Source organism: Cryptosporangium sp. NPDC051539 (assembly GCF_044454545.1).
Classification (GTDB): Bacteria; Actinomycetota; Actinomycetes; order Mycobacteriales; family Cryptosporangiaceae; genus Cryptosporangium.
In genome coordinates this window covers 544,545-569,803 of record NZ_JBITDV010000002.1, presented here as the reverse complement: position 1 = coordinate 569,803, position 25,259 = coordinate 544,545, and the positions used below count along the sequence as shown (strand labels likewise).

Here is a 25,259-nt window from a genome sequence, read left to right as displayed (position 1 = left end):
GGCCGGTCATCCGGCCAGCCACATGTGCTTGAAGTCGGCGTTGTTGGGGCTCACGCCCGTGACGGACGTCGTCACGCCGCCGACCTTGTTCGAGTACGCCTCGATGGCGGGGGAAAAGACGGGCACGATGTACGCGCCGCGGTCGTGATCGATGTGGGCCATCCGGCCGATGAGAGCTTTCCGCTTGGCTTCGTCGACCGTCGCGACCGCCTGCTGGTAGAGGCTCGTGTACTCCGGATCGTCGAAGTGGTTCGCGTTGTAATACGACGTGGTGCCGATCATGAGCTGGGACGCGTTGGCGAGGAACGGTTGGTTCGTCCCGTAGTCCATCGCGAACGGCACCTTCAGGTAGGAGTCGGTGTAGTACGCCCCGACCTCCTTCTGGGCGATCTCGACCGTGACGCCGGCCGCCTTGGCCTGGGTGGCGAAGACCTGCGCCATGCTGACCTCACCGGCCGCGGCCGGGGCGGTGGTCAGCGTGACCTTGAGGTCGGCGTGGCCGGCTGCCTTGAGCAGCGACTTGGCCCGGTCGATGTCCTGCTGACGTTGCGGCAGGTCGGTGGGGAACCCCGCGTCGTACGGGCTGAAGACGTCGTTGCCGATCGTGCCGTAGCCACCGAATACCTGGTCGAGCATCTGCTTGCGGTCCGGGATGAGCCGGAACGCCTCGCGGACCCGAGGATCCTTGAACGGTTCGAGCCCGCAGTGCTGCGTGAAAGGAACCCAGTTACCGGATTTATTGACTTTCACAGTGAATCCAGCGGACTTGAGAACGTTGACGGAACTCGCGGAGAGCGCGTTGATCACATCGATCTGACCGGCCTGCAACCCGCTGACCTGGCTGGACTCGTCGTCGATGTTCGTCACGACGATCTTGTCCAGGTACGGGAGGCCGGATTGCCAGTAGTTCGGGTTCTTCGCGAAGGTGCTCTCGACGCCGGCCGTGAAGCTCTCGTACTTGAACGGGCCGGTGCCGTCGGGCTTCTTCGGATCGAAGCCTTTCGGCACCATGTAGAAGTACGGGAACGCCAGCAGGTCGAGCAGGACGCCGTAGGGCTGGGAGAACTTGAGCTTGGTCGTCGTCTTGTCCGGTGCGCTGGAGCCCTTCAGATCGATCGGGCCGAGCAGGAACGCCCCGGGTGCCTTGTTGGTGATGATCCGCTGGAAGCTGTAGAGCACGTCCTCGCTGGTGAACGGCTTCCCGGTGTGGGTCGTCACGCCGCTCGGAATCGTGATGGTCCATTCGGTGCCATCCGCGTTGGGCGTGATTTCCTTGGCCAGCACGAGCTGGGGTTTGCCGTCCGCGCCCTGCCAGACCAGCGGGTCGAACAGCTGCTGCACCCGCAGCTGATCGGGCAGGGTGGCCCAGGCCTGCGGATCGAGCGTGTCGGTGGTGCCGCCGCCGGTGCTGCCGACGCGCAGCGTGCCGCCCTTCCGCGGTGCGCCGGTCGCACCGTTCGCCGTTGTCGACGCGTCCGACGAACAGGCGGCCAGCGCGGCCACGGCCACGCCCAGCGACGTGTACTGCAGGAACTTCCGACGCGACAGGTCGGGCAGAGGTCTGTTGCTCATACCGGTTCCTTGTGCTTGGGGGTGGGCCGACCCAGGTCGGGCAGGTCGGCCAGCAGCTTTTCGGTGTAGGGGTGGCTCGGGTGCGTCAGCACCGTCTCGACCGGTCCTTGCTCGATGACGTGGCCGGACTCCAGGACGACGACGTCCTGCGCGAGGCTGCGGACCACCGCGAGGTTGTGGGTGATGAAGAGCATCGACAAGCCGCGCTCGCGCTGCAGACGACGCAGCTGCTCGATGAGGAGTGCCTGTACCGAGACGTCCAGCGCGGACGTGATTTCGTCGCAGACCAGCAACTCGGGCTCCGCGATCAGTGCCCGGCCGACGGCGACCCGCTGGCGTTCACCTCCGGAGAGCTGATCGGGCATCCGGTCGGCGTAGGCACCGCTGAGCGCCACCTCGGTCAGGATCGCGTCCACCCGGTCACGACGCTCCCGGCGGCCGAACCGCGTGAAGTGGCGCAGCGGCTCCTCGATGTTCTCCGCGACGCTCATCCGGGGATTGAGCGAGGCGAACGGGTTCTGGAAGACGTACTGGATCTTGCGGCGCTGCTCGGAGTCCCGGTCCTGAGCCCCCGGCCGCACCGCGCTGCCCTCGAAAGTGACCTCGCCGGCCCAGTGACTGTGCAACCCGACCAGGCAGCGCGCGAGCGTCGTCTTGCCGGAGCCGGATTCGCCGACGACGGCGGTGCACCGGCCGGCGTCGACGTCGAGGGTGATGTCGTGGAGTACCCGCTTCCCGGCGTAGTCGGCGATCAGGCCGCGCACGGTCAGCGCGGACGCCCGTTGCGGTACCGGCGTCGGCGCCGGCCGGTCTGCCAGCCGCAACGTTCCCGGGTCGACCGGGTGGAGGCATCGCGCCTCCTGATCGGTGCCGACCACGGTCAGTGCAGGCAACGCCGTCCGGCAGTCGTGCTGCGCGCCGGTGCAGCGATCGGCGAAGGCGCACCCTTCCGGCCAGGCTCCGGGCCGCGGCGGGCGGCCCTCGATGCCCTGGAGCGTCGAGGCCCGCACCGCCGAGGGCGCCGCCGCGATGAGGCCGGCGGTGTAGTGGTGACCGGGGCTCGCGAAGATCTGCGCGGCCGGCCCCACCTCGATGATCCGCCCGGCGTACATGACGGCGACGGAGTGCGCGATCTGCGCGACGACCGCCAGGTCGTGGCTGATGTAGACCGACATGACCTGGTGTCGTTCGGTGAGGTCGCGGACCGTGTCGAGGACCAGTCGCTGGGTGGTGACGTCCAGTCCGGTCGTCGGCTCGTCGAGGACGATGACCTCCGGCCGGGCGATGAACGCCATGGCGATGGCGACGCGCTGTTGCTGCCCGCCGGAGAGTTGATGGGGGTAGCGGCGCAGGAGGTCGCCGTCGGTCGGGAGCCCGGCCTCGGCGAGCACCTCACGAATCCGGTCCTCGGTCGACTGACCGTTCCCCAGCACGCCGGGGTGAACCGTGAGCGCCTCGCGCAGTTGCCAGCCGATTCTCTTGCCGGGGTTGAGTCCGGACGCCGGGTCCTGGGGCACGTAGCTGATGAGGGAACCGCGGGCCTCCCGCAGCCGGCCCGGATTCATCGCGAGGACGTCGCGGCCGTTGATGGTGACCGAGCCGGACGTGATCTCGCACCCGCGGCGCGCGAGTCCCAGGAGTGCCACGGCGACGGTCGACTTCCCCGACCCGGACTCACCGACCATGCCCAGCACCCGGCCCGGGCGCAGCTCGAAACTGACGTCCGCGACGATCGGCGTCGACCTGCTGGTGACCGTCAGCCCCTGAACGCTGAGGCCCGTCATGCCGCGGTCACCACCCCGGCGCCGATGACGGCGTCGTCGGCGCGGTCCTCGCCGAACGCGGCGCGCGCGAACGCGTCCGTGAAGAGGTTCGTTCCGACGGCCAGAAGGCCGAGCACCACCGCCGGCGCCACCACGCCCCAGATGTTGCTCGGCATGCCGAGCCGGTTCTCGTTGATCATGACGCCCCAGGAGGGGTCGGGTGGCTGGACCCCGAGACCGAGAAAATTCAGACCCGAGATGATGACGATCGCGAAGCTCAGCCGCAGGCCGGCCTCCACCGCCAGGGGCGTGCTGAGGCTGGGCAGGACGTGCCGCGTGATGACCTTGCGCGGAGGCACGCCCCACAAGGCGACCGCCCGTACGTAGTCGCGCTCGCAGACGTCCTGCGCGGCCGCGTGGACGACCCGGGCGATCTGTGGCGCCTGGGCCAGCGCGACGGTGACGATCAGCAGCCAGGCGTCGGTGCCGAGGATGCTCACGACGAGGAGCACGAAGACCAGTTGCGGGAACGCCAGCACGATGTCGACGACGCGCATGAGCGCGGTCTCCACCCAGCCCTGCCGGTACGCGGCCGTCACTCCCACCAGAGCGCCCACGACGAGCGCGAGCGCGGTCGACGCCGCGGCCAGGAAGAGAATCGATCGGCCACCGAGCAGCAGACGGGAGAGGACGTCCCGGCCGAGACCGTCGGAGCCGGCGATCGCCCCGTCCCCGGGTGGCGAACTCGGCGGGGACACGAAGTCGGTGGCCGAGTGCGGCGCGACGAACGGGCCGACGAAGGCGACCGCGAGCACGAGGAGCACGAGGCCGAGACCGATGCGGCCCCGCCAGGACCGGAGCGCGGCCAGGAGCGCCCGGGCGATCGCCCCGCGCTCGCGCCGGGGGTTCGGGCCGGAGTCGGTCATCGCGGGAGCCTTCGTCGGGGAGTGACCAGGAGAACCGCTACGTCGGTCAGGATGTTGAGGACGACGTAGAACGTCGACAGCAGCACGACGAGCGCCTGGATGACCGGCACGTCGCGGGTGCTGACGGCGCTCACCAGCGCCAGCCCGATGCCCGGGTACTGGAAGACGGTCTCGACCAGGACGATGCCGCCGGCCAGGTAGATCAGGGAGAGCCCGATGACCTGGATGGTGGGGGCGAGCGCATTGGGCAACGCGTGCCGGAACAACAGCCGGCGTTCGCTCACCCCTTTGAGCCTCGCCACCTCCGCGTAGTCGCTGTCCAGCGCCTCGACCACCGATCCGCGGCACATTCGCAGGATGTAGGGCACGACCACGATGGTGAGCGTCAGCACGGGGAGGACGATTTTGCCGGGATCGTCCCAGATATGGCCACCCGGGTCGAGGATCGAGATCGCCGGCAACGCATGGACCTTGACCGCCAGGAACAGGACGACGAAGACACCGACGATGTACTCCGGCAGGGCGCTCGCGACCAGCGAAACGATGCTGAGAACGTGATCCAGTAACCCGTCGCGGCGGGCGGCCGTGACCGCTCCCAATACGACGCCGATGACGCTCGAGACGACCGCAGCGAGGAGCACCAGCGCCGCGGAGTTCCACAGCCGCGGGGCGAGCAGGGCACCGACCGGTTGCTGAGTCTGCAGGGACGTACCGAAGTCTCCGGTGAGCAGGCCGGTGAACCAATCGGCGAATCCCGCCCAGGCCGACTTGTCGAGGCCCAGTTGGTGACGAAGGAGCGCGAGGCGTTCGGGAGTCGCCTGCTTGCCGAGAATCGCCTGGGCCGCGTCTCCGGGGAGGACCGCCGTGGCGGCGTAGACGATGACCGCGACCGCGACGACCGAAAGCACCCCCCAACCGGCTCGCCGGAGGATCAAGGCCCGGATCAGATGCGGCTTCTTGCCATCGACGGCACGCGACGGTGCTGGCGGGTCACTTGTCGGCACTGCTAGCTGTGAGCTGATGACGACTCCCTAGGCCAGATTGTCGTTTGTCGACAATGAGATCGGCCAGTTACCGAGGTGAAAACTCAAAAGTGGCCGGCACACGCGGAGGCTGTGCCTTGAGCACATACCTCGCGCCTCGAAGCTGTCGAGGATGTACGTCTGTACGCCCCCATGTTCGGGAGTGTGGTTGACAGCCGACCAGCCTGTCAAGGGGTTGCCGGTGGGACGCCGAGTGACGCGACCGGCCCGGCCCGAGCATGTAGGGCTCATGTAGCGCCCGCTGCTCCACTGGTGCCCGACATCGACGACGCGGCGTGCGGGGCGGCCATGGTTGCTGCGATTCTCACGGCGACGTTGCGGGAGCTCGCAGGCCCGGCTCTGTATCAGCGCAACGCGTTCCGTATCACCAAGCTGCCCACCGACGCCGACCGTCGCCGCGTGCGCCGGCACCGGCACGGGGGGCCGGCGTTCGACGTGATCCTCGATCCGTCACGGCGGATCGTCCACGAGTTGTTCTGGTTATGGGATACCCCGACCGCCGATTGCCCGTGCCCGGCCACCCTGCACCAGCGCCACGACGCCGCCGTCCGGGCCCATCACGAGGCGATCGACGGCGAGGCCCACGGCCAGGGCGAATCCGCCGACGAACTCGACGCCCGGTGGAGCGAAGCCGCCCGGGCCTGGCGCGCCCAACTCGACGACCCCGGGTTCTGGGAGCACGTCCGGCACCGCGGCGCCGACGACGCCACGATCGACCTGCTCCGCGCCGAACTCCCGGCTGCGCTCGTCCAGCCCGTGGTCGCGCTCACTCTCCACCGGCCCGGCCTCCGGCGCGCCGCCCTGGCGTGGCCCGCTCCACGTCAAACGATCCTGGACCTGCTCAGAACCCCGGCCGAACCGCTCTACACCGCGATCGAGGCCACACTGCGCGACGTCCCGGCATCCCTCGACGCCGAGGGCCCGGCGGCGGCGATGAGCATGCTGCGCCAGGATGCCCTCCGCCTGGTCCGGCAACTCGACGTCCCGGGCGCCGAGACGGACGGGGTTCGCGTGAGCCGTCTGCGCAACGACCTCGCGCTCGCCATCAACGACTGTGCGCTTCGATTGATCGCCGAGGAGGGCGCCGCCGCCGAGAAGCCCGCCCGTCGCTGGCTGAGTACCGCCCAGCGGTACGCCTCCGACCCGCAGACCCTGGCCCTGGTCACCGCGAACTTCGACGACGCCAACGAGATCGTCGACCGCAGGCGCATCCGTCCCCTCGACGAACCCCGCGACCGGCGTCCGCCGCTTCCCCGCTCGTGGCGCCGCGTCCGAGCCGTCGCTCTGCTGGTTCTCGCCGCGGTCGCCACCGGCTGGGTGGTCTGGGGATTCCACTACCGCTACACCGACGACGACACCGACCCGGTCACCGTGATCGCCGGCGCCGCCGACCAGATCGCCCCCGCGGGCACCTGCATCGCCACCGGACGGGCCTGGTACGACAACCGCGCGACCGTACCGTCGGTCGACTGCGGCGAGCAGCACTGGGGCGAGATCCTCGGCTCCGTGCACCTCACCCGGTGGTCGTCCTACCCCGGCGACGACGCCGTGCAGCAGGAGGTGAACTTCGAGTGCCTGTGGATGCTGGCCGATCAGGGCCTGGTCGACCACTTCGCCGACGGGGTCTGGCCCGGCGAAGACCGCTGGAACTCGGGCGCGCGTTACGCCGGCTGCGCGCTGCACCGGTTCGACGACAGCTGGCTGCCACGCCATCGCCTGGTCGATCCGCACCGCCGCCCGGCGACCGACACCGCACTCAGCCTGAGCCTCGGTCTTTCCGCGCTGCCGAAGAACCCACCGGTCGGGGCCTGCATCTCCGACCGCGCGCAGTACTTCGCCGACCTGTCCCGGGTCCGGTTCACCCGGTGCGCGCGGTCGCACTGGGGAGCGATCCTCGGCTATCCGATCCTGTACGGGCCGTCGGAGCGCCTGCCGAAACCCGCCACCGTGTCCGCCGCCGCTCGAGAGGCCTGCGGGACGCTGTTCGAACAGCGCGGCCTCGGCCCGGAGTACACCTACAACGCCGTCTACCCGACCCCCGGCCAGCGCGGCGGTCGCAAGTACGCGGTCTGCGTCGTCTCACGCGCCGACAACGAGAACGTCGTCGGCGCGTTCGACCGTGCGGCGCGGTAGCTCACCGGCCGGGCGGTGCGGTCGGTGGGACACCGAGGCTCGCCAGCACGACGTTCGTGAGTTCGCCCCCGAGATCGGGGTGACGGCGCAGGTGCGGGATTCGCGCGCAGTCGTGGATGATCGTCCTGGCCGTACGCGCGAGAACTGCCGCCTGCGCTTCGCCGACGTCCGGCCGCGCTACCCGCAGCCACCGTTCCCACTCCGCGTTCTGATCGGCCTGGACCCGGTCGAATCGGTCGCGGACCGCGTCGGGCAGATGGGGCCGCTCGGTCAGGGAGACCGCGAGCAGATCGGTCGCCTCGAGGGCGACCCGGACGTAGCCGCGCACCAGCTGGGCCAGCACGCCGTCGTCCGGGCCCGGTGCGTGCATGGCGCGATAGGCCTCGAGCGCCGTCCACTCGTCGAAGCGGTTGACCGCCGCCACGAGGATCTCGGCCTTGTTGTCGTGGTACCGGTACAACGCGGGTCCGACGAACCCGACCTGAGCCCCGATGTCGTCGACGCTGACCCCGCCGAATCCTCGCTCGCGGAAAGCCTTCGCCGCCGCGTCGATGAGCTGGTCGCGCCGCGACAGGGGGGCTCGTCCGGTCGCCGCGGTCCGTTCGGCCGGGGTGACGGGCTCCGCGGGCAGGTCGATCACACGCCGGCTCGACGCGACCAGCTCGCGATCGAGGTGTGGTCGCGCAAGAGCCGGTTCGTGCAGGCCCGAACCGGTGAGGATGCTGACGACACCCCAGGTTCTGACCTCGGCGGTTGCGGCGTCGAGGCCCGGCCGGCCGGGGTCGAGGAGCAGCGCGGTGAACTGCTTGGCCATCGACCGGGTGTGGTCGCGGACGCGCTGATACGCGTCGGCGTCGAGATGGCGGGCCTCGCGCTGCCACAGGGGAGACAGCCGACGACTCTCGAGCGCGGCGTCGACGATGGTCCGCAGCGTCGAGTCGAGGTCACGCTCCTCCGCGGGCGAGGCGGTCAGCCGGGTGAGCGTGTTGATGAGCCGTTGCTGGTCGTCGAGCACGACGTGCGCGAGAAGCGCCTGCTTGCTCGAGTAGTGGCGGTACAGCACACGGGCGGTGACGCCGCTCGCCTCGGCGATGTCGTCCATGCGGACGGCGTGGAACCCGCGCGCCGCGAACAGTTCGCCGGCGTTCCGCGCGATCTCGTCGCGTCGTTCGCGCGACCGGGACGAGGAGGGCTCCGCGGCCGGCAGGCTCGGGGCGGCGGGGCTCACGCGTGCGGCCCTCCTCGTGGTTTCTTGCGATCCTAGGCCACAACGCGGCCGGCCTCAGCCGCCGGCCGACCCGGGTGCTCCCGCGCGGCCGACCGAGGCGGTGGCGATCGTCGCGCTGGACTTGCCCTGGACGAAGTCGGCAAGGGTCGTGGCGTTGCAGGCCAGGTACAGGGTGGCGAGGTCGTCACCACCGAAGGCGCAGGCGATGGCTTGCGCGTCGGGAACCGGGACCTTGTCCGTGATCTCGCCGCCTTCGACGACCCGGTAGAAGCCGCTGGCATCGCCCTCGACGAGTGCGTTACCGAACCAGATCCCCCCGTCGCTGTCGAGCGCGATGCCGTCGGGGTTGTAGGCCTCGCCGAGTTGCGCCCACACCTGCTGGTTGGACAGCGTTCCGTCCGCGCCGACGTCGAAGCTGGTGATCCGGTGCCGGAACGTCTCGGCGAGCAGCAACTTGCCGTCCGGCGTGATCGCCATGCCGTTGGGGAAGAGGACGTCGCCCTCGACCGCGGTCAGGGTGCCCTGCGGATCGATGTGTCCGAGCGACGTGGGCTTGGGATCCTCCGCGCCGATCGCGAAACCGAAGTTGCCGACGTAGATGTGCCCCTCGCCGGTCACGAGCATGTCGTTACCGGGGCCGCCGGCGATCGGGCCGAACTCGCGGAACGTGCTGGTGGTGCCGTCCGGCTCGATCCGTTCGACGGTGGCGCCGGCCTGGGAGACGACGAGCGGTGTGCCGTCGGGGAGAAAGCCCAGCCCGGAGGGTGCGCCGTCGACGACGGCCACCGTGGTGGCGCTGCCGTCCGACGCGAACGTCAGAACCTCCTTGCTGAAGAAGTCGCTCGCCCACAGCCGGCCGTCGTGCCAGCGCAGGCCCTCCAGGAACTGGTGCCCCGAAGCGAACTCGGTGCGGTCGTGCTGCTGCATGGGTGTCCCCTTGGTCATCGTGCGGTTGTCGTCGTGCGGGCCAGTTCGCGTAGCTTGAATTTCTGGATCTTGCCGCTGGCGTTGCGGGGCAGTTCGTCGACGAGCAGGAGCCGTTCGGGCAACTTCTGCCTGGCCATTCGCCGTGCCTCGAGCCACGCGACGAGCTCGCCGAGCGTCACGCTCCGACCGGGTCGGGGAACGACCACGGCACACACGCGTTCGCCGACCACGGGGTCGGGCGACGAGACGATCGCGACCTCGGCGACCTGTGGGTGCTCGAAGAGCTGGTCCTCGATCTCCTTGGCGCTGATGTTCTCGCCCGAGCGGATGATGATGTCCTTCTGGCGGCCGGTGATCTCGACGTAACCGTCGGCGTCGATGCGGGCGAGGTCGCCGGTGCGGAACCACCCGTCAGCCGTGAACGCGTCGTCGTTGAGGGAACTGTCGAGGTAGCCGAGGAACAGCTCGGGGCCCCGGACGTGCAGCTCACCGTCCTCGGCGACGCGCACCTCCGCGGCCGCGATCGGACGGCCGTCCGTCGTGGCGCGTTTGCCCAGGTCGTCGGAGTCGTTGCACGCGCTCGCGGTGGGGAACTCGGTCGACCCGTAGCCCCGGCTCACCATGCACCCCAGCGCGGTGGTGGCGCTGCGCACCAGCTCCGGCGGAACGTCCGCACCGCCGCAGGCGAACACGCGCAACGAGCTGACGTCGTGGTCGGCCAGCGCCGGGTGCTGGACGAGGCCGAGCAGGAACGGGGTCGCGGCCACCACGAAGCTGCACGCGTGCCGCTCGATGAGCTCGAGGGCCCTGCCCGGCTCCCAGACGTCGAGCAGGACGACGGTCGTACCGAGCATGAACGGCAGCTGCAGGCCGTACAGGACTCCGATGATGTGACCGACCGGCGAGGGCATGAACACCACGTCGGACCCGGTGAGACCGAAGAAGTTGATGATGCTGCGGTTCTCGTAGTCGAGGGTGTCGTGGTTGTGCAGTGCCCCCTTCGGGGCCGCGACCGTGCCGGAGGTGTACAGCAGCAGGGCGACGTCACCGGCGTCCCGTGAACCGCGGCGCAGCGCCTCGGGGTCTCCCCCGGCGAGGAACTTCTCGAAGGAGACGTGGCCCTCGTGGGCGGGCTCGCCGACCACCACGACGGTCGTGAGGTCGGGCAGTCCGGCCCGGATCTCCTCGACCATCGCGGGGTAGTCGAACCGCCGGAAGACGCCGGGTACGACGAGCACCGAGGTCCGTGCCTGCCGGAGGATGAACGCGGTCTCGCGGTGGCGGTAGATCGGGATGATGGGGTTGCTGACCGCACCGATCCGGAGCGCGGCGAGGTGCACGACGATGGCCTCGGCCCAGTTGGGAAGAATCCACGACACCACCTCCCCGGCGGCGACGCCCTGCGCCTGCAGCGCGGCGGCGAACCGGTCGACCGCGCGGTCGAGGTCGGCGTAGCTCCAGCATCGGTCCCGGTCGATCACCGCGACCCGGCCCGGGGTGGCCGTCGCGGCGGCGGTCAGGTGGGAGTCGACGAGAGTTCCGGTCCAGGCGCCCGACCGCGTGTGGTCGAGACGGCGCTGCGGGTCCAGTCGGGTCGGCTTCATGCGAGGGCCTCCGTCGCGCGGTCCAGCAGGGTGGCGCCGATCCTGCGGTGGAGTTCGTGTTCGTCGCCGTACCAAGCGCGCAGCGCCACCGCGCGCTTGTAGAACCAACTGACGTCACTCTCCGTCGTGAAGCCCATCCCGCCGTGCAATTGGATCGCGTCCTCGCAGATCCGTACGGCCGTCTCGGCCGCGTGAGCCTTGGCCGACGCGGCGACGAGCTCGAGGTCGGCGACGTCGGTCGCGTCGCCGGCGTCGGCGAGCGCGGCCAAGCACAGGCTGTGCAGTCCGGCCGACGCGGTGTGCATGTCGGCGGCGATGTGCGCGAGTGCCTGGAAGCCTCCGATCGGCCGGCCGAACTGCTCGCGCGTCTTCAGGTGCTGAACGGTCCGGTCGAGGCTGCCGCGGGCGAGCCCGTCGAGTTCGCACGCCAGGAACAGCCGCGCCCAGGCCCTGATCCGCGTGATCAGCTCGGTGTCGTCCCGGCCGAGCACCGCGTCGACGTGGACGTCGGTGAGGTCGACGCGACCGAACGACACGGCGGGGTCAGCGCTACGCAGTGCTCGGATCCGCACGCCGTCGGCGTGCGGATCGACCAGACAGAGAACCGTGCCCGCGACGACGGCCAGCAGGCTCGCGTGCGGAGCGAACCGGACGGCAGCGACGCTGCCGTGCAGCCGGTCGCCGGTGAGCGAGACCGACCCGAGGTCCGTGGAGCAGTCGTCGGAGACGCCCGGATCGACCAGCGCGACCGGCACGCCGGTCCGGACCGCGGCCGCCAGGGCGTCCGACCGTGCCCAGTCGCCGGTGCGTTGCAGCAGCGCGGGCAGCAGCGTGTTCTCGAGCAGCGGCCCGATCAGCAGGTGGCGCCCGGCCTGCACGAACATCCCGCCGAGGTCGGACAGCGCAACACCGAGTCCGTCCCGGGATTCGGGTACGGCGAGCGAGTACCAGCCGAGGTCGGCCAGCTCGGCGGCGAGCGGGGCGTCGAATCCTCCGGCGCCCAGCAAGGCACGGCGCCGGTCGGGGGCGTAGTGCCGCGCGAGGTACTCGTCGACGGCCTGGCCGAAGCGGGCGAAGTCGTCAGCCACGGGGCAACCCCAGGAGTTTCTCGGCCACGATCGTGCGCTGGATCTGCGAGGACCCGCCGTAGATGGACGCGGCGCGGGAGTAGAGGTGCTCACGAGCCCAGCGCTCGCTGGGCAGGCCGAGAGGCCGTGCGTCGGTCACGGCGCGCAACGGGCCCAAGAGCTGCGCGAGCTCACCGAAAACGAGCTGCTCCACGTGCGTGAGCAGCAGCTTGTCGACGGAGTCGACAGGAGTGGGACCGACGCCTTCGACCAGGCGGGCCGTGGTCTGCCGGGTCTGGCCGTCGAGCGTCCGCAGCGCGGCGTAACACCGGCCGAGGGTCCCGGTGATCCGCCGCCGCCGTTCGGACGACTCACCGGCCGCCGCGAGATGGCTGCGCAGCTCGGCGATCGCCTCGCCGAGCGCTACCTCGCACTCGACGCGGCGGCGGACCGCGGCGGACGCCCGTTCGCTTCCCAGCGTGTGCGACGCGATCGCCCATCCCTGGTCGACCGCACCGAGCAGCCTGCTGACCGGTACGCGAACCTCGTCGAAGAAGACCTCGCAGAACTCGCGGTCTCCGGTCATCTGCTCGATGCGCCGGGTCGTGATGCCCGGGCTGCTCATGTCGACGAGCAGGTAGCTGATTCCGGCCTGCTTGCGCACCGTGGTGTCGGTGCGGACGAGCAACGCGCACCAGTGGGCCTCGTGCGCCCAGCTGGTCCAGATCTTCTGGCCCGAGACCACGAAGTCGTCGCCGTCGACCACGGCCCTGGTGCGCAGCGAGGCGAGGTCGGAGCCGGCACCCGGCTCGGAGAAACCCTGGCACCAGATGTCGTCGCCGGACAGCAGCCGGGGCAGCAACTCCGACCGCTGCGCGTCGGTGCCGTAGCGGTCGATCGACGGGCCGACCACCTCCAGGCCGATGAGGCCGATCGGTGACGGTGCGCCGGCGCGGGCCAGCTCTTCGGCGAACACGAGCCGGTGGAGCGGGCCGCGTCCCGGCCCGCCCGAGTCGGTCGACCAGCCGATGCCGAGCCAGCCCGCGTCGTAGAGCGTCTTCTGCCACTGCCGTAGCACCGTGAAACGGGCGTCGAGGGCCTCCTCGACCACGGGAATGTCGGCGCCGGCGAGCCAGGCCCGTGCACGAGCTCTGAACTGCTCGACGGATTCGGTGTCGCTGTGCATTCCGGCCCCCTTACCGTCCGGTGTAGTGCGGCGGACGACGCTCCAGGAACGCGTTCACGGCTTCCTTGGCGTCGTCGTATCCGGACAGCTGCCTGGTCAGGCCCTGCTCGAACTCGTAGCCCGGCTTGAGCGGCAGGTACTCGATGCCGTTGAGGCTCTGCTTCGCGAGGCGGAGGGCCACCGGACTGTGCCGGGCGATCGAGCGCGCCAGCTTCCGGCTCTCCTCGAGCAACTGATCGGCGGGGACGACGCTGACGATGCCGCCGTAGGCCTGCAGTTGCTCCGCCGGATACAGGTCACCGGTGTAGTGCATGAGCCGCACGACGCCCTGCGGCACCAACCGCGAGAGGTGTTTCGCGCCGCCGAGGACACCCACGTTGACCTCCGGAGTGGCGAATCGTGCGCCCTGCGCGGCGACGACCAGATCGCACGAGGCGGCGATGGCCAGGCCCGACCCGACCGCGACGCCGTGAACAGCGGCGATCACCGGCGTCGGCGAGTCGTAGATCGCCCAGAACGCTTCCCGGGCGGTCCGCAGTCGCTCGGGCGCGTTGTCCGGATCCATGGTCTGGAACTCGGCCAGGTCGTTGCCCGCGCAGAAGTGCGGTCCGCGGCCGGCCAGGACGAGGGCCCTGGCGTCCGGCAGGTAGTCGTCCACGTGGCTGAAGACGTGGTGGATCTCGTTGTACAACTGCGTGTCGGTGGCGTTGACGGGGGGACGGTCGAGCCACACCGTCGCGATCGGCCCGTCCGGCTCGAGCTCGATGAAGCGCAGGTCGCGCATCGGGGTCAGCGCTCCTCTCGGGGGTGCTCAGCTGCGGAAGACGGCGGCGACGGCTTCGAGCTCGCGGGGGATGTCGGAGCCGGCCGGCTGGTAGTGCAGGTAGGAGACACCCGCCTCTTCGAACTGGTCGATGCGCGCCCGCCAGTCCTTCGCCGTCAACGCCGCGCCGGACGCGGTCACGACCGCGCCGTTGACGAACGGCCGGTCGATGTCATTGACACCGACGACGTGCCGGTCGTGCATGGCCAGGTGGCGGACGTCCTTCGGGATGTGGTCGTACGCGGCCGCCCACACGTGCCCGGCCTCGCCGAGCAGTACGTCGATCTGGTCGTGCTCGACCGCCCAGTGCAGGAACAGGGCCGCGTACCCACCGGCCGCATCGATCACCCGCGGTGAGCCGGGGTCTTCGCCCTCGTCGAGCACGGTGCCCGACACGATCATCATCTGGTCGTCGAAGCCCGGCTCAGGCGCGCTGATCCGGAACAACTCGGCGCCGACGTCGCGGGCGACCCGGGTGCCCATCGGGCCTTCGCCCGCGACCCCCCACGCCACCGAGACCGGGCCGGGACCGAAGCGCTCGTCGGGGTGGATCACCTGCATGATCGCGCCGTCCCACTCGGCTCGTTCGCCGCGCAGCAGAGCCTGGACGACCTCGATGTAGTGCTTGACCTCCGCCCACCGCATCGCCGGTTTGCCCATCGCCATCCGGCCGGTGAAGCCGCTCCCCACGCCGACCATCACCCGGTCCTCGCCGACGGCGCTGACCAGCGTGGTGATCGCGGACGCGGTGACCATCGGATGACGCAGCGCCGGGATCAGGACGCCGGTCCCGAGCACGATGCGATCGGTCAGCTCCGCGGCCCGGTAGAGCGCCATCCAGACGTCGGGGTACAGGGCGGGCGAGTCGTAACACAGCGCTCGCTCGTAGCCCAGCTCTTCCGCGATGCGGATGTGCTCGGGGGTTGCCAATGACGTCGCGAACGAGCATCCCAGCTTCATCGTCACTCCTCTGTGCGCGATGGGAGGGCCCGGCTGCACCGTCGAGCGCCGGTCGTCAGAACGTAGGCGCGGAACGTCACAAGTGTCAATGACCGCTAACTCGTATCTTGACTCCAGGTGGCATTTTTCCGGGTTCGGAGAGCGTGAGTGTCAACAGACGCTCACTCTTCACCGTTGACAGTGCGGCGCTCGTTGGGGAGTCTGAGCGGTCTGAGGAGGTCGACGCATGCTCATTCACTGCCTGACCCTGGTCTTCAAGGACTCCGCCTCGAGCGCCGACGTGGAAGCGTTCCGGGCCGCGCTCGCGGATCTTCCGGCCCGGCTCCCGTTCGCCGTCCGGACTCGGCAGGGGGCCGATCTCGGCGTCCGTCCGGCAAATGCCGACTACGCCGTCGTGACGGAGTTCGAGCACGCGGAGGACTTCGCTGCCTACCTCGTTCACCCGGCTCACGTCGCCGTACCGAGGGACCACGTGGCGTCGATGCAGAGCGTGCAGTTCGAGCTCGACGAACCCTTCTGACGGCGGCGGACACCCTCACCGTCACTCCGGGATCCGGTGCAACCGCGGCCCTAGGATCGGGTGCCGTGAGCACAGTGCTGATCGTCGACGACGAGGAGCCGGTCCGCGCCATGCTCACCTCGACGCTCCGGTTCGCCGGCTACGAGGTCAGCGAGGCCGCCGACGGGATGGAGATGCTGGCGCACTTCGACCCGGCGTCCGGCGCCCCCGTGCCCGACGTCGTGCTCCTCGACGTGAGCATGCCGGGGTTGGACGGCTTCGAACTGGTCCGCGTCCTCCGGCAGCGGGAGTCGGACGTGCCGGTGCTGTTCCTCACCGCGCGAAGCGACGTCGACGACCGGGTACGGGGGTTGCGGGCCGGCGCCGACGACTACGTGACCAAGCCGTTCAGCGTCGCCGAGGTGACGGCCCGGATCGAGGCACTGCTGCGGCGGTCCGGATCCGCGCCGGCCGACGCGACCCTGCGCCTCGGGCCACTCGCCCTGGACCCGCTCACCCACCGGGTCACCCGGGACGGCGAGCCGGTCGAGCTCTCGCCGACCGAGTACCGGCTCCTGGAGTACCTCCTGCGCAACGCCGACCGGGTGCTCTCGAAGTCGCAGCTGCTCGCGCACGTGTGGGGCACCGGTTTCGGCGACACCAACGTCGTCGAGCGGTTCGTCTCCAGCCTGCGACGCAAGATCGATCGTGAGGGGCCGTCGCTGATCGCGACGGTCCGAGGGTTCGGTTACGCCGCGCGGCTGCCGGAGTGACCCGCCTGTCGCTGCGCGGCCGGCTGCTGATCCCGCTCCTGGTGATCCTGCTCGTCGGTCTGGCCGGTGCGCCGCTGCTGGCCTCCGTGGTGACACGCAACCACCTGGAGCATCGGGACGAGAACCGGCTGCGCGCCATCAGCCGGACGATCGGTGGGCTGTTGAGCGGCCGCGACCGGGTCGAACTCAGCGAGGCACGACTGGCGCGCCTGCCCGGCGCCGCTAACGTCGTCGTCACCTATCTCGACGCCGACGGCCGGATCGTCTACTCGGTGGATCGGCGCGGCGCGGCCGCCGATCCAGGCGGAGCCGGCCTCGACCAGCTCGTCCGGACCGGCCTTCGCGGCCCGGCGGGCGAGCTGACGCGCATCGATCAGGGTGGCCGCACCTACCGGGTGATCCGCACGGCGACACCGGGCCTGGTCGTCGTCGACGGCCCCGACGAGCACGCGATCGCCCACATCGTGCTCGCGTCGGACCGCAGCGACGACGAGGAGGTCGTGCGGACTCTGGAGCGGGCCGGCGCCGCGTTCGCGGTCGTCGCCATGGTCGTCCTCGGCACGCTGGCCGCCTGGACCCTCCACCGGGGCCTCCGGCCGCTGGAACGGATGGCCGGCGCCGCCGCCGCGGCCGCCGCCGAGGGCCGGTCGGGCGCGGACGAGGGGTTCCGGGAGGCCGTGCACGGCGGCGCGCCCGAGCTGACCCGGCTCGGAGACGCGCTCGCCGGCGCGTTCGCCGCGCGCGCCCGCGCCGAGGAGACCGTCCGTTCGTTCATGCTCGACGCCTCCCACGAGCTGCGGACGCCGCTGACGACGCTCAGTGGCTGGCTCGACCTCTACGCGCAGGGCGGCCTGACCGACCAGGCCGAGCTCGACCGGGCCCTCGGCCGGATGGAGTCCGAGGTGGGGCGGATGCGCCTGCTGGTCGACGAGCTCGATCTGCTGGCCCGGATGGACCGGAGCCGTCCGCTCGATCTCGTCGACGTGCCGCTCGCTCCCCTGCTGACCGACCTCGTCGACGACGTCCGGGTGGTCGACCCGGGGCGCGGGATCGGTCTGGAGATCACGGGCGCTCCGGTGGTCCGTGCGGACGCGAAGCGTCTCGAACAAGTCGTCCGTAACCTGCTGGCCAACGCCGTGCAGCACACACCGCCCGGCACCGCGATCGAGGTACGCGCGACGCCTCTCGGCGAGCGTGTGCGGGTCGACGTGGTGGATCACGGACCGGGCATCGCCGAAGCCGAGCTCGAGCGGATCTTCGAACGGTTCCACCGGTCCGCCTCGGCCCGCCGGGGACAGGGTTCAGGCCTCGGTCTGGCCATCGTGCGCGCGCTCGTCCAGGCGCACGGCGGGACCGTCACCGCGTCGGCGACACCCGGGGGCGGCGCGACCGTGGCCGTCGAGCTGCTCCTGGCCGAAACCGTCAGCGAACCGTCAGGTTCGCCGTAGGTTCACCGTGAACCGGCCGCGCTTCGCTGGGTTCGTCGATGACGAACACTTCGAAGGAGACGCATGGCCCGGCTTTTACGACGACTCGGTCACTTCGTCCACCGGCGGCGGCACGCCGTCGTCGGCGCCTGGGTGGTGATCCTGGTCCTGCTCGGCGCGGGCTTCGCCGCCTGGGGCAGCGACCTGGCCGACGAGTTCGGCGTCCCCGGTTCGGAGTCGCAGACCGCGCTCGACACCGTGCACCGTGAGTTCCCCTCCGCCGGGGGCGCCGGCGTCCAGATCGTCCTGACGGCTCCCGACGGGCGAGCACTCACCGGCGGGGACGACGCACAGGCGCTGCGCGCCGGGCTCGACGCGGTGGCGAACGTGCCGCACGTGGCGGCGGTGGTGGCGCCGAAGCAGGGCAGCACGCTCACCGCCGACGGTTCGGTCGGGATGGCGCAGGTCCAGCTGGACGTGGACCGCAACGACGTCGACGAGACGACGCTCGACGCGATCGAGGCGTCGATGGCTCCCGCCCGGAGCGCCGGAATCGACCTCGACTTCACCGGCAGCGCATACCAGGAGGGCTCCGGAGAAGGCGGTCACGCCGCCGAGGCGGTCGGGGTGGTGCTCGCGCTCGTGATCATCGCGGTCACCCTCGGCTCGGTGGTCGCGGCGGGTCTGCCGATCCTCACCGCGCTGACCGGTGTCGCCGCCGGACTGCTCGGAATCTGGCTGGCGTCGGACGTGACCACGATCTCCACGACCGCACCGTCGCTGGCGATGATGCTCGGGCTCGCGGTCGGCATCGACTACGCACTGCTCCTGCTGGTGCGCTACCGCAGCGAGCTGGCGTCCGGGGCCTCGGTCCGGGACTCCCTCGCGACGACGGTCGCCACGGCCGGCTCCTCGGTGGTGTTCGCCGGCTCGACGGTCGCGATCGCCCTGTTCGGCCTCGCCGTGGCACGCGTGCCGTTCCTCACCGTCATGGGTCTCGCCGGTGCGGGCATGATCGTCGTCGCGGTGCTGGTCGCGATCACGCTGCTGCCCGCCCTGTTCGCGATCGCCGGTGATCGGCTCCGCCCCCGAACCGGCCCTCTCCCGGCCGGCCCGGCGGCCCCCGGCGACTCGGGAACCGGCCGGACGTCCACACCGGCGGGTGAACGGTGGGTACGGGCGGCGGCGCGGCGGCCGCTGCCGGTTCTGATCGTGGGCATCCTGGCTCTCGGCGTCCTCGCCGTCCCGGCGGCCGGGCTCCGGCTCGCGCTGCCCGACAACGGTTCTCAACCCACCGGCACGTCCGCGCGACAGGCCTACGACACGGTCGCCGACGCGTTCGGCCCGGGCACCAACGGGCCGCTCCTCGTCCTCGCCGACGTTTCGGCCTCGGCCGATCCCCCGGCGGCGGCGAACACGGTCGCCACGTCGCTGGCCGACCTCGACGGCGTCGCCGCGGTCGCACCCCCACGCCTGTCCGACGACCACGGCTGGGCACTCATCCAAGTGGTGCCGGCCACCGGACCCACCGACCCGGAGACCAGCGATCTGGTCAGCACGATTCGTGGCCTGTCCGACCTCCTGGCCGGCAAGACCGGCGCCACCCTCCAGGTCACCGGCTCGACCGCGCAGAGCATCGACGTCTCCGTGCTCCTCACCGACGCCCTCGTGCCGTTCGCGCTCGTCGTCGTCGGGCTCTCGGTCGTCCTCCTGATCCTGGTCTTCGGTTCGGTCCTGGTGCCGCTGACCGCGGCACTCGGCTACCTGCTCTCGCTCGGTGCGACGCTCGGCGTCACCGTTGCGGTCTTCCAGTGGGGTTGGCTCGGCGACACGATCACCAAGGACGCGACCGGTCCGCTGGTGAGCTTCAACCCGGTCATCGTGATGGCCGTGCTGTTCGGGCTCGCGATGGACTACCACCTGTTCCTGGTGTCACGGATCCACGAGGCGGTGGTGTCCGGCACCGCTCCGCGCGAGGCGATCGCGGTCGGCGGCCGGCACTCGGCCCGCGTGGTGGTCGCGGCGGCGCTGATCATGACCGGCGTCTTCGGCAGCTTCGTCGTCTCCGGGAACTCGACGCTGAGCTCGATCGCGTTCGCGCTCACGGTGGGTGTGCTGCTTGATGCCTTCCTCGTGCGGCTCACGCTGGTGCCGGCCGTACTCGGTCTGCTCGGCGCCCGGGCCTGGTGGCTGCCGGCCCGGCTGGGTCGCCTGCTCCCCCGTCTCGACGTCGAAGACACGTCGGCCCCGCACGAAAAGGCCCCGGCCGACGTGTCGACTTCCGCCGGAGTGTGAGGTGAACCAAGAACTCCGGCCGTGGAAACACCGGACGCGGCGCACCGGCGGGAAGGCCCGGCGAACCGGCGGGAAGGCCCGGCGTGCCGACGGGAAGGCCCGGCGTGCCGACGCCCGGCGTGGTCGCCGCCGGCCGATCTGGGCCGCCGCCACCGTCGCCGTGCTGGTGCTTATCGCGTTCGCCGCCGACCGCGTCGCGGAAACCCTCGTAACCGGCCGGATCAGTGACCGGCTCGCCTGCGCGGCGAAGCTGGGCAGCGAGCCACAGGTCGACGTCGCCGGGCCACTGTTCCTCCCCCAGCTCCTCCGCTCGTCGTTCCAGAGGGTCGACGTCCGTACCCACCTCAGCGGGACCATGCTCGGCGCCGCCACGGTGGACGCGACGCTCCGGGACGTGTCCGTTGACGACGGGTCGATGCGGGTCGGCGCCGTTCAGGTCACACTCACCGCCGACGTCAGCGCGCTGGCGGGACGCTCGGAGAGGATCTCCTCGGTCCGGACCTCCGGCGGGCAGCTGTTCCTGGAGGTCGAGACCGGCTTCGGTCTGCCGGTGACGCTGATCGCCGAGCCGAAGCTGACCGGCCGTACGCTCTCCGTCGAGCCCACCGAGATCGAGGTCATGGGCGTGCGCCGCCCGGCCGGGGGCCTGCTCGACAAGGTAGGTGGCGGTCAGGGCCTTCCTCTCGACCGCGAGTTGCCAGAACTGCCCGACGGCCTGAGTTACCGGAGCGCCGAGGCGGTCGACGCCGGGCTGCGCCTCACCGTCACCGGGCACGACCTGAACTCCGCCGATCTCACCGGGGCGGGCCCGGCCGCCGGGAAGTGCGCCGGCTGACGCTCACACGGTCCCGTGGGCGCGGAGGAAGCCGTCGACGAGCGCGTCGGTGAAAGCGGGGGGAACGGCCTCCCCGGTGACCAGGACCCGGTAGTACACCGGCCCGACGAGCTGGTCGACGGCGCTCTCCGGATCGAGGCCGGGCGACAGTTCCCCGGCCTCGATGGCGCGGTGCAGCCGCCCCGACTCGCGCTCGCGCTGCGGGGCGAGCTGCTCCGTCCGCAGCCGCGCCGCCAGCACGGGGTCGTGCTGCGCCTGCCCCACCAGGGCTCGAAGAACCATCCCGGGATCGGACCGGGTCAGGAAGCGCGCCAGTGCCCGGAGGTGGTCGCGCAGATCCTCGGCGAGCGTGCCGCGGTCGGCCGGGGTGAGGTGCTGGGCCAGATCGGATCCGAGCGCTTCGAGCAGGATGTCGACCTTGGAGGGCCACCACCGGTAGATGGTCTGTTTCGCGACTCCGGCGCGCGCCGCGATGCCCTCTACCGTCACTCCAGCGAAGCCCCGCTCCGTGAGCAGGTCGTCGGCCGCCTCCAGAACGGCCTCCCGCGCGGCCTCGCTGCGGCCGTGCCGGTTGCCGTGATGCCCGCTCTGGCCCTGCATTGACGGCCCCTCCTAGAGTAGACGCGACGTTGCGTCTACTCTAGGGCAATGACTTCAACTTTGACGCACCCGGCCGTCCGCGGTGTTCTCGACCGCCTCTTCGCCGCCGCCGCGCACGACGACGAGCAGGTCACCGACCTCGCCGACCCCCGCGCGTTCCTCGCCGCACCGGACCACGAACGCGCGGAGTCGCGGGCGGACGTCTACATGCCGATCTCCGCGGCCGGAGGCGAGCTCCTCTACGCTCTGGCGCGTTCCGCCCGCCCCGCGACGGTCGTCGAGTTCGGAACCTCGTTCGGGATCTCGACGATCTACCTGGCCGCCGCGGTCTCCGACAACGGAACCGGGCACGTGTACGGCAGCGAGCTGAGCGCCGGGAAGCTCGCCGCCGCAAGCGACAACCTCGCGGAGGCCGGCGTCGCCGACCAGGTCACCCTGCTGCCGGGAGACGCGCGTCAGACACTGCGCGAGGTGCCCGGACCGATCGGGCTGGTCCTGCTGGACGGATGGAAAGACGCCTGCCTCGACGTGCTGCGAGCACTCGAGCCGAGGCTGGCGCCGGGGGCGCTGGTGGTGGCCGACGACACGACCTTCGACTCGATGGCCGAGTATTTGCGCTACGTGCGCCACCCGGCCAACGGATACGTCAGCGTGGCATTTCCGGTCGAGGACGGCATGGAGATCAGCTGCCGGGCGAACTGACGCTCAGCCGAGCCGGCCGCCGTCCGCGCCACCCGGCGCGGACGAGGCCGTCTCCCGATCGTTCGGAAACGGCCTCTGAAACGCGGTAATGCCCCGCAACCGGACATCGACCGCCTGACACATGGAGGGATGGTCCGGAGAACGCCGGCGTCGTCCCATCGGCAGCAAGCACCACCGCCTGGCCAATCTCCTCCGCGCCTCTTCGACGACCTCGATCAGCTTTGCAGCGGTGACGGAATTCGACCGCGCCGCCGGGAGCCCGCGCACCTGAAGTCGCCTCATCGCGTCGTGCATCGACTCGTGCATCGACGGCCAAGGCCTCTGCTCGGACTTCCGACCGCCGCGCCCGCCAAGAGCCGAGCATCCTGGGCGAGCCGCCCCTCGGCAGCTTGTGTCCCGCCGAGCCAGGACACCGCTGAGACCTGACACGGCACGACGGACGCACGGCGTCCGCGGCGGCCGGACGCCGGTTCGAGCCAGATCCGTGAGCGCGATGCGCCGGAACACCCTGGTGCAGGGTCCCCCCAGCGCCTGGTACTACTGCGGCCACGGACCCCGCCGGCGTCCGCACTCGTCAGGGAATATTGACTGTTACGTCGCACCCGCTGTTGGCAAAGACAGTATCGATGCCCGTGGGTGACTCGACGCCGCCGTCGGCGTAGTCACCTGAGTTCCCCTCACCGCAGAGGATGTCGTCCGCGCCGTCGCCGCCGTAGATCGTGTCGGCCCCGATTTCCCCGTGGAGGACGTCTTTGCCGTCGTCACCGTAAAGGGTGTCGTCGCCTTTGCCGCCATAGACGGTGTCGGGCCCGTTATCCCCGTGGATGGTGTCCTTTCCTTCCTCGCCGTAGATGATGTCCGCACCGTCGCCCCCATTGAGGACATCGTGGTTTGTGCTGCCGATGATCGTGTCCACGCCGTCCTCGCCATCAATGGTGGCGTGCGCGCTGTCGAGAATGTCGTAGAGGCCGTCGTCGCCGTCACCACCGCAGATGATGTCGGTACCGCCGCCGCCGTCGATGTGGTCACCGCCGGAGGAGCCGACGATCACCTCGTCGGCGGCGGTACCGAAGACTTGGTAGCCCCCGTTCGCGTCCGTCTCCGGGGTGCCAGCCTGGTCGGCGTAGAGCACGTTCGTGGGAAGGAGGTTTCCGAAACAGTCGAGCGAATGGGGGGCAAGCGCCTGCGCCGGGCCGCTCCACGCCGCGACGAGCGCGACCACAGCGGCGACAACCAGGAACGCGCGACCTCGGATCCGGTGGATGGGCATTCCCATGTCGGATTTCCTTTCGATAGGACCTCTCGGCCGGCGACCGACCGCCAACGTGTTGATGAGAACCGGGCCGGGCCAGACCCTCTACGTACTTCGGCGCACATCGAGGGACCGTCGGATACTCGACAGTCGTTCTGTGAGGGACGCCAGTAGGCGATGAGCAGATCGATAAATGATCTGTTCAGCCGGCCGGGTCGAGGAGCTGACGCCAGCACACCTCACGGAGGTGGGGCGCCTAGGTGACGACACGTGTTCCGCTGACGCGCGAATTGTCCGGACGGGTTGAGGGGGATGGGCGAGCGAGTTCCCGCCTCCGTGATCGCGGACGATTTTCCCCGCCGCTTCCCGGGCCTACCTGCTTCACGCCGCGACGGATGCAGAGGCCGCGGATACGGGCGCGGGGCGGTAGCGGTAGCCGACCCCGCGGACCGACTGGATCGGGCTGTCGGCGCGGTCGCTCCATCCGAGCCGGCGGCGTAGCCGGAGAACGGCGAATTTGACGCGTTCGGGACCCACGCCGGTGGGGTCGTCCCAGACCCGGTCGAGGAGCTGGGCCGTGGTGAGTACGGCGCCCCGGTGGCGGGCGAGCATCTGCAGCAGGCGGAACTCCAGTGCGGTCAGATCCACCGGACTGCCGTCGATCTGGACGGATCGGCCGGCCGGGTCGATGAGCAGCCGGTCGTCGCGGTAGATCTCGGCGGACCAGTGAACGGTTCGGGTCCGGCGGAGGAGCGCGGTGACGCGGGCGAGTACCTCGCCGGTGGCGAAGGGTTTGGTGACGTAGTCATCGGCGCCGCTGTGCAGAGCACGGACCTTGTCCGATTCCCGGCGGTGGGCGGTGAGGATCAGGACCGGGACGTCGGTGAGGTCGCGGATGCGGCCGAGTACCTGCCATCCGTCGAGCCCGTTGAGGCTGAGGTCGAGGAGCACCAGGTCGGGCCGGGCCCGGAACAACCGGCGCAGTCCGTCGAGCCCGTCGGTGGCGTGGTCGACGTGGTGGTCGGCGTCGCGGAGCCGGCGGGCCAGCTCGCCTGCGGTGTTCTGGTCGGCGTCGATGACGAGGATCCGGGCCATGGGCTGCTCCTTCAGGCGGTACCGGCGGTGTTGCCGGTACGAATGAGCGTCCTAGACCGATAAGTCTTTTTCGTCACCCCTGCGACTCCGTGTCGTCTCCGCCGCCAGGCATGCCTCTCCGTGGTTTCTCCCCGCGCGGCGGACATCTGCGTCCACCGCCGGTCGGACCTGACGCGCGTGAGGTCCCCCGCTGCCGCGAGGGTCCACCCGGAGGAGGACACCGGCACTCCACTCCCGGGGGGACGAGCACGGGAATTCGACTAATGGGTTCCGGATGGTCAACGGCGCAGACGACGGCCGGTGGCGCGGCCGTCAAGCGTCCCGCGGGCCGCGCCGGCATCGGATCGGTCGGCGCGGTATCGACCGCGGCGGTGCTCCTCCCCGAGGCAATCGGGTGTGCATGCCGTGAAAAGACAACAAATGCTTCCGTCTGAACGGCACGAGTAACGAGCACGCCGCTCCGGGGTGTCGAACAGATGGCCGCGACGGACACCGCGGTATCCCGGAGCCGTCAACCCGCGCCTCGGACCGCCGCATGGCGGTTCGCGC

The 25,259-nt window shown here is 70.5% G+C and carries 21 protein-coding genes; 7 read left to right on the top strand and 14 right to left on the bottom strand.

All coding sequences use genetic code 11. The annotated features are described in order from the left end of the window. Nucleotides 1–6: 6 nt before the first annotated feature. From ACIBZJ_RS08620 to ACIBZJ_RS08605, 4 genes are read right to left on the bottom strand one after another with little or no spacing between them, the layout of a single operon-like run. A complete protein-coding gene (locus tag ACIBZJ_RS08620; RefSeq protein WP_395927074.1) occupies nt 7–1,572 on the bottom strand; it encodes an ABC transporter substrate-binding protein in 1,566 nt (521 codons plus the stop codon). Next, nucleotides 1,569–3,356: a dipeptide ABC transporter ATP-binding protein gene (locus tag ACIBZJ_RS08615; protein WP_395927070.1), complete on the bottom strand. Its 1,788-nt coding sequence runs from the start codon at nt 3,354–3,356 to the stop codon at nt 1,569–1,571. The genes ACIBZJ_RS08620 and ACIBZJ_RS08615 overlap by 4 nt, the downstream gene beginning before the upstream one ends. Beyond that, nucleotides 3,353–4,261, bottom strand: a complete 909-nt coding sequence (locus ACIBZJ_RS08610; protein WP_395927068.1) for an ABC transporter permease — start codon at nt 4,259–4,261, stop codon at nt 3,353–3,355. Before ACIBZJ_RS08610 ends, ACIBZJ_RS08615 begins: the two co-directional genes overlap by 4 nt. Continuing rightward, nucleotides 4,258–5,196, bottom strand: a complete 939-nt coding sequence (locus ACIBZJ_RS08605) for an ABC transporter permease (protein ID WP_395927066.1) — start codon at nt 5,194–5,196, stop codon at nt 4,258–4,260. The genes ACIBZJ_RS08610 and ACIBZJ_RS08605 overlap by 4 nt, the downstream gene beginning before the upstream one ends. A gap of 360 nt (nt 5,197–5,556) precedes the next feature. Here ACIBZJ_RS08605 and ACIBZJ_RS08600 point away from each other — a divergent pair, with 360 nt between their 5' ends. Then, nucleotides 5,557–7,437, top strand: a complete 1,881-nt coding sequence (locus ACIBZJ_RS08600; protein ID WP_395927064.1) for a hypothetical protein — start codon at nt 5,557–5,559, stop codon at nt 7,435–7,437. 1 nt (nt 7,438) lies between these two features. Here the strand turns inward: ACIBZJ_RS08600 and ACIBZJ_RS08595 are convergent, their stop codons facing one another. Genes ACIBZJ_RS08595 through ACIBZJ_RS08565 form a run of 7 tightly spaced genes read right to left on the bottom strand, consistent with a single transcriptional unit; the run spans nt 7,439 to nt 15,232 of the window. Further along, complete coding sequence (locus tag ACIBZJ_RS08595; protein WP_395927062.1) at nt 7,439–8,665, bottom strand: TetR/AcrR family transcriptional regulator; 1,227 nt, start codon at nt 8,663–8,665, stop codon at nt 7,439–7,441. 54 nt (nt 8,666–8,719) lie between these two features. Beyond that, nucleotides 8,720–9,592, bottom strand: coding sequence for an SMP-30/gluconolactonase/LRE family protein (locus ACIBZJ_RS08590; protein WP_395927060.1), 873 nt, complete (start codon nt 9,590–9,592; stop codon nt 8,720–8,722). Nucleotides 9,593–9,606: 14 nt separating this feature from the next. Beyond that, complete coding sequence (locus ACIBZJ_RS08585) at nt 9,607–11,196, bottom strand: AMP-binding protein (RefSeq protein ID WP_395927058.1); 1,590 nt, start codon at nt 11,194–11,196, stop codon at nt 9,607–9,609. After that, nucleotides 11,193–12,284 (bottom strand): acyl-CoA dehydrogenase family protein, encoded by a 1,092-nt coding sequence (locus ACIBZJ_RS08580; protein WP_395927056.1) that lies wholly within the window; start codon nt 12,282–12,284, stop codon nt 11,193–11,195. Before ACIBZJ_RS08580 ends, ACIBZJ_RS08585 begins: the two co-directional genes overlap by 4 nt. Further along, complete coding sequence (locus ACIBZJ_RS08575) at nt 12,277–13,449, bottom strand: acyl-CoA dehydrogenase family protein (RefSeq protein WP_395927054.1); 1,173 nt, start codon at nt 13,447–13,449, stop codon at nt 12,277–12,279. Before ACIBZJ_RS08575 ends, ACIBZJ_RS08580 begins: the two co-directional genes overlap by 8 nt. Nucleotides 13,450–13,459: 10 nt before the next feature. Beyond that, the gene (locus ACIBZJ_RS08570; RefSeq protein ID WP_395927052.1) at nt 13,460–14,233 is read right to left on the bottom strand and encodes an enoyl-CoA hydratase-related protein; all 774 of its coding nucleotides are present in this window, start codon (nt 14,231–14,233) and stop codon (nt 13,460–13,462) included. A 27-nt stretch (nt 14,234–14,260) separates the two neighbouring features. Next, complete coding sequence (locus ACIBZJ_RS08565) at nt 14,261–15,232, bottom strand: LLM class flavin-dependent oxidoreductase (RefSeq protein WP_395927050.1); 972 nt, start codon at nt 15,230–15,232, stop codon at nt 14,261–14,263. 226 nt (nt 15,233–15,458) lie between these two features. Here ACIBZJ_RS08565 and ACIBZJ_RS08560 point away from each other — a divergent pair, with 226 nt between their 5' ends. The 5 genes from ACIBZJ_RS08560 (at nt 15,459) to ACIBZJ_RS08540 (ending at nt 21,061) form a co-directional block, all read left to right on the top strand. Then, nucleotides 15,459–15,752, top strand: coding sequence for a Dabb family protein (locus ACIBZJ_RS08560; RefSeq protein WP_395927048.1), 294 nt, complete (start codon nt 15,459–15,461; stop codon nt 15,750–15,752). 65 nt (nt 15,753–15,817) lie between these two features. After that, nucleotides 15,818–16,504, top strand: a complete 687-nt coding sequence (locus tag ACIBZJ_RS08555) for a response regulator transcription factor (RefSeq protein ID WP_395927046.1) — start codon at nt 15,818–15,820, stop codon at nt 16,502–16,504. Beyond that, nucleotides 16,501–17,952 (top strand): sensor histidine kinase, encoded by a 1,452-nt coding sequence (locus ACIBZJ_RS08550; protein WP_395927044.1) that lies wholly within the window; start codon nt 16,501–16,503, stop codon nt 17,950–17,952. The genes ACIBZJ_RS08555 and ACIBZJ_RS08550 overlap by 4 nt, the downstream gene beginning before the upstream one ends. A gap of 63 nt (nt 17,953–18,015) precedes the next feature. Further along, complete coding sequence (locus tag ACIBZJ_RS08545; RefSeq protein ID WP_395927042.1) at nt 18,016–20,226, top strand: MMPL family transporter; 2,211 nt, start codon at nt 18,016–18,018, stop codon at nt 20,224–20,226. Nucleotide 20,227: 1 nt separating this feature from the next. Next, nucleotides 20,228–21,061, top strand: coding sequence for a DUF2993 domain-containing protein (locus ACIBZJ_RS08540; RefSeq protein ID WP_395927040.1), 834 nt, complete (start codon nt 20,228–20,230; stop codon nt 21,059–21,061). Nucleotides 21,062–21,064: 3 nt separating this feature from the next. Here the strand turns inward: ACIBZJ_RS08540 and ACIBZJ_RS08535 are convergent, their stop codons facing one another. After that, nucleotides 21,065–21,661, bottom strand: a complete 597-nt coding sequence (locus tag ACIBZJ_RS08535) for a TetR/AcrR family transcriptional regulator (protein WP_395927038.1) — start codon at nt 21,659–21,661, stop codon at nt 21,065–21,067. A 48-nt stretch (nt 21,662–21,709) separates the two neighbouring features. On the opposite strand from ACIBZJ_RS08535, the gene ACIBZJ_RS08530 reads away from it, so the two are divergent. Continuing rightward, complete coding sequence (locus tag ACIBZJ_RS08530; protein ID WP_395927037.1) at nt 21,710–22,363, top strand: O-methyltransferase; 654 nt, start codon at nt 21,710–21,712, stop codon at nt 22,361–22,363. Nucleotides 22,364–22,937: 574 nt separating this feature from the next. Here the strand turns inward: ACIBZJ_RS08530 and ACIBZJ_RS08525 are convergent. Both ACIBZJ_RS08525 and ACIBZJ_RS08520 read right to left on the bottom strand, forming a co-directional pair. Further along, nucleotides 22,938–23,639: a calcium-binding protein gene (locus ACIBZJ_RS08525; RefSeq protein WP_395927035.1), complete on the bottom strand. Its 702-nt coding sequence runs from the start codon at nt 23,637–23,639 to the stop codon at nt 22,938–22,940. 357 nt (nt 23,640–23,996) lie between these two features. Continuing rightward, on the bottom strand, nt 23,997–24,710 hold the full coding sequence (locus ACIBZJ_RS08520) for a response regulator transcription factor (protein WP_395927033.1): 714 nt from the start codon (nt 24,708–24,710) through the stop codon (nt 23,997–23,999). Nucleotides 24,711–25,259 lie beyond the last annotated feature (549 nt).